The organism is Brevundimonas diminuta ATCC 11568, from assembly GCF_000204035.1.
Lineage (GTDB): Bacteria > Pseudomonadota > Alphaproteobacteria > Caulobacterales > Caulobacteraceae > Brevundimonas > Brevundimonas diminuta.
Window position 1 is genome coordinate 1,985,603 of the sequence record NZ_GL883086.1, and the last position, 4,444, is coordinate 1,990,046.

The 4,444-nt window shown below is 68.9% G+C and carries 2 protein-coding genes; both read left to right on the plus strand.

The genetic code is table 11. From position 1 onward, the window contains the following. On the plus strand, positions 1 to 1,053 hold a 1,053-nt coding region (locus BDIM_RS13520), incomplete at its 5' end, for a DinB/UmuC family translesion DNA polymerase (RefSeq protein ID WP_040346196.1). After that, positions 1,050 to 4,439 carry an error-prone DNA polymerase gene (locus BDIM_RS13525; protein WP_040346198.1) on the plus strand — a complete coding sequence of 1,130 codons (3,390 nt, stop codon included), beginning with the start codon at positions 1,050 to 1,052 and terminating at the stop codon, positions 4,437 to 4,439. The genes BDIM_RS13520 and BDIM_RS13525, both read left to right, overlap by 4 nt. The last annotated feature ends 5 nt before the right edge of the window (positions 4,440 to 4,444 follow it).

Here is a 4,444-nt window from a genome sequence, read left to right on the forward strand (position 1 = left end):
GGCGGCCGGTTCGAGCCCGGCCAGGACCGCGCCGCCGCGCGTCGCCTGCCGGTCGCCGCCCTGGAGCTTTCGGACAAGGAGGACGAGGCCCTGCGTCGCCTGGGCCTGAAACGGCTGGGCGATCTGGACGACCGGCCGCGCGCGCCCCTGGCCGCCCGCTTCGGCGCCGACTTCCCGACCCGACTGGCGCGGATTTTGGGCGACGAGGACATGCGCATCACCCCGCATCGTCCGCCCGCCTCCGTCGTGGTCGACCGCGTCTTCTTCGAGCCGATCTCGGCGCCCGAGGACGTGGAGCGAGTCTTGTCCGACCTGCTGGTCGAGACCATGGACCGGCTGGATCAGACGGGCCTGGGCGGCCGCGCCTTCGAGGCCGGCTTCTATCGCGTGGACGGCGAGACGCGCCGCATCGTCGTCCGCACCGGCCGCCCGACCCGCGACGCCCCCGCGACCCTACGGCTGTTCCGCGAGCGGATGGCCGCCCTGGCCGCCCCGCTGGACCCTGGCTTCGGCTTCGACCAGATGCGGATGTCCGTGCCCTGGACCCAGGCTTTGGCGCCGACCCAGCAGCGGCTGGAACGCGAGACGCCCGGCGAAGAGGCCTTCAGCCGCCTGATCGATCGGCTGACAGCGCGTCTGGGGCCGGAAGCCGTGCTGCGCTTCGAACCCTTCGCCTCGCACATTCCCGAACGCGCCGCGCGGCTAGTTCCAGCCGCCGCCCATCGTGGCGACGAGCCCTGGCCCGACCTCGATCCCGACGATCCGCCCTTGCGGCCGCTGCAGATGTTCGACCCGCCCCAGCCGGTCGAAACCCTGGCCGAGATCCCCGACGGCTATCCGCTGAAGTTCCGCTGGCGCCGCGTCCTGCACGAGGTGACGCGCGCCGAAGGGCCCGAGCGGATCAGCGGCGAATGGTGGCGCGATCCGGGCCAGCGCACCCGCGACTATTACCGGGTCGAAGACCGGGACGGCCGTCGCTTCTGGCTGTTCCGTCAGGGCCTCTATGGCGAGACGCCCGAACCACGCTGGTTCATCCACGGCCTGTTCGCATGAAGAGGCTCGACCCTTGCGGCGTCTACGCCGAGCTGGCGACGGCCAGCAACTTCTCCTTCCTGCGCGGCGCCTCGCATCCCAAGGACTTGGTGCTGACCGCGATCCTGCGCGGCCATGCCGGACTGGGGCTGGCCGATCGCAACACCGTGGCGGGCGTGGTGCGGGCCTGGAGCACGCTGAAGGAGATACGCGTCGAGGGTCTGGCCCCGCCGGACAGGATGCGCGACGGCGGCAGTCCCGGCGAGATCGCCTTCATCGAGGACCCGCTGAACGATCCGGCGCTGTCCGACGAGGTGATGCGCCGTGCGGCGGACTTCCGCCTGCTGACCGGGGCGCGGCTGGTCTTCAACGACGGGACGCCGGACGTCATCGCCTATCCGGAAACGCGGGCGGGCTGGGGCCGGCTGACGCGCCTGCTGACCCTGGGCAACCGCCGGGCCAGGAAGGGCGAGTGCGAGATCGGCCTGCGCGACCTGCTGGCCGATCCGGAGGACCTGCTGCTGATCCTCGTCCCGCCGGACCGGCTGATAGGGCTGGAAGAGGTGCTGTCTCGCATGAACGCGGCGGCGCCGGGCGCCGTCTGGCTGGGCGCCGGCCTGCACAGGCGCGGTGACGACCGGCGCCGGCTGGCCCGGCTCAAGGCCATGGCAGAGCGAGCGGGCGTTCCCCTGCTGGCGCTCAACGACGTCCTCTACGCCGCTCCCGACGACCGCGACCTGCAGGACGTCCTGACCTGCATCCGCGAAGGCGCGACTATCGAAACCGCCGGCCGTCGGCTGGAGGCCAACGCCGAGCGCTGGCTGAAGCCCGAAGATGAAATGGCGAGGCTGTTCAAAGACGCGCCCGAAGCGGTGACTGAGACGACCGCCTTCCTGTCGCGCGCGACCTTCGATCTGGCCGAGCTCAGCTATCAATATCCGAAAGAGCCTGTTCCGCCCGATTGGAGCCCACAGGCCTGGCTGGAAGAGCTTACGGGGCGGCACGCCGCCATGCGTTACCCTGACGGCGTTCCCGACAAGGTCCAGGCCCTGCTGGACAAGGAACTGGCCTTTATCGCCCGCAAGGACATCGCGCCCTATTTCCTGACCATCTTCGACATCGTCCGCGTGGCGCGTGACAAGCGCATCCTGTGTCAGGGGCGCGGCTCGGCGGCGAACTCGGCGGTCTGCTATGTCCTCGGCATCACCTCGGTGGATCCGATGGAGTCCGATCTTCTGTTCGAACGCTTCCTGTCCGAAGATCGAAACGAACCGCCCGACATCGACGTGGATTTCGAGCACGAACGACGCGAGGAGATCATCCAGCATATCTACGAACGCTATGGCCGCCATCGCGCCGGCATCGCCGCCACCGTCATCCATTTCCGTCCCCGCAGCGCCATCCGCGAGGTGGGCAAGGTCCTAGGTCTGACCGAAGACGTCACCGCTCGGCTGGCCTCCAGCCACTGGGGCAGTTGGGGGACCGAGATCGGCGATCGCCACGTCGTTCAGGCGGGACTGGATACAGCCAACCCGATGATCGCCCGCGCGGTCGAGATGGCGTCCCGTCTGCTGAACTTCCCCCGCCACCTCAGCCAGCACGTCGGGGGCTTTGTCCTGACCCAGGACCGGCTGGACGAGATGGTTCCCATCGGCAACGCCGCCATGCCCGACCGCACCTTCATCGAATGGGACAAGGACGACATCGACGCCCTGCGCCTGATGAAGGTCGATGTGCTGGCGCTGGGGATGCTGACCTGCATCCGCAAGGCCTTCGACCTGATCCGCGCGCATGAGAAGGAGGATTGGGAACTGCACACCCTCCCGCGCGAGGACCCGGCCGTTTACGACATGCTGTGTCGAGGCCAGTCCATCGGCGTCTTCCAGGTCGAGAGCCGGGCCCAGATCAACATGCTGCCGCGGCTCCGGCCACGTTGCCTCTATGACCTTGTCATCCAGGTCGCCATCGTCCGCCCCGGCCCGATCCAGGGCGACATGGTTCACCCCTATCTGCGTCGCCGCAACGGTGTGGAGGAGGTCGTCTATTCCTCACCCTCCCCAGATCACGGCCCGCCCGACGAACTGGAACAGGTGCTGCACAAGACCCTCGGCGTGCCCCTGTTTCAGGAGCAGGCGATGAAACTGGCCATCGTCGCCGCCGAGTTCAGCGACGGCGAGGCCAACGGCCTGCGCAAGGCCATGGGCACCTTCCGTGGCGACGGCAGCCTTCACACCTATGAGACGCGCATGGTCGGGCGGATGGTCGAGCGCGGCTATGATCCGGTCTTCGCCCAGCGGTGTTTCGAACAGATCAAGGGCTTCGGCTCTTACGGCTTTCCCGAAAGCCACGCCGCCAGTTTCGCCCGGCTGGTCTACGTCTCTTCCTGGATCAAGCACCGCCACCCGGCGGCCTTCGCCTGCGCCCTGCTCAACAGCCAGCCCATGGGCTTCTACGCCCCCGCCCAGATCGTGCGCGAGGCGCAGGAGGTCGGCGGGGTCGAGGTGCGCCCGATCGACGTCTCGCACAGCGACTGGGACAACAGTCTAGAGGGGTCTGAGAAGACGCCCGTCCTGCGTCTGGGCCTGCGCCAGATCGACGGCTTCAGGGAGGATTGGGCGAACGCTCTGTCAGCGGCGCGGGCCGAGGCGCCCTTCGCCGATATCGAAACCCTGGCCCGCCGCGCCGAACTGCCCGCCGCCGCCATGCGCAAGCTGGCCGACGCCGACGCCTTCCGTTCCCTGGGACAGGATCGACGCGAGGCCCTGTGGGCGGTGCGGCGATTGCCCGACGACAATCCCCTGCCCTTGTTCGCCGCCGCCGAGGCGCGCGAGCGCGGCGCCCGCGAACTGGGGAGCGAGCCCAACGCCCATCTGCCCCTGATGCCGCTAGGCGAACACGTCGCGGCCGACTATCAGACCGCACGCCTGTCGCTGAAGGCCCACCCCATGGCCGTCCTGCGCCCCGTCTTCGCCGCCGAGCGAGTCCTGACCTGCGCCGAAACCGAGGCGAAACGCGGCGGCTCGCGGGTGCAGGTCGCCGGCGTGGTCCTGGTGCGTCAGCGGCCCGGCAAGGGCAACGCCGTCTTCGTGACCCTGGAGGACGAGACCGGCATTACCAACGTGGTCCTGTGGGCGCGGATGCTGGACCAGTTCCGGCGCGAGGTCATGGGCGCCCGCCTGATGCAGGTCGAAGGCGTCGTCGAGAAAAGTCCCGAAGATGTCGTCCACGTCGTCGCCCGCCGCATCATTGACCGCAGCACCGAACTGTCCCGCCTGTCAGAAGACCACGAAACCCACGTGCAGTTGGTCCGCGCGGACATCGTCGCCCATCCGCAACCGCCGCGCCAACCGTCGCACCGGCATCCGCGCGACGTGCGCATCCTGCCGGGGTCGCGGGATTTCCACTAAGCGCC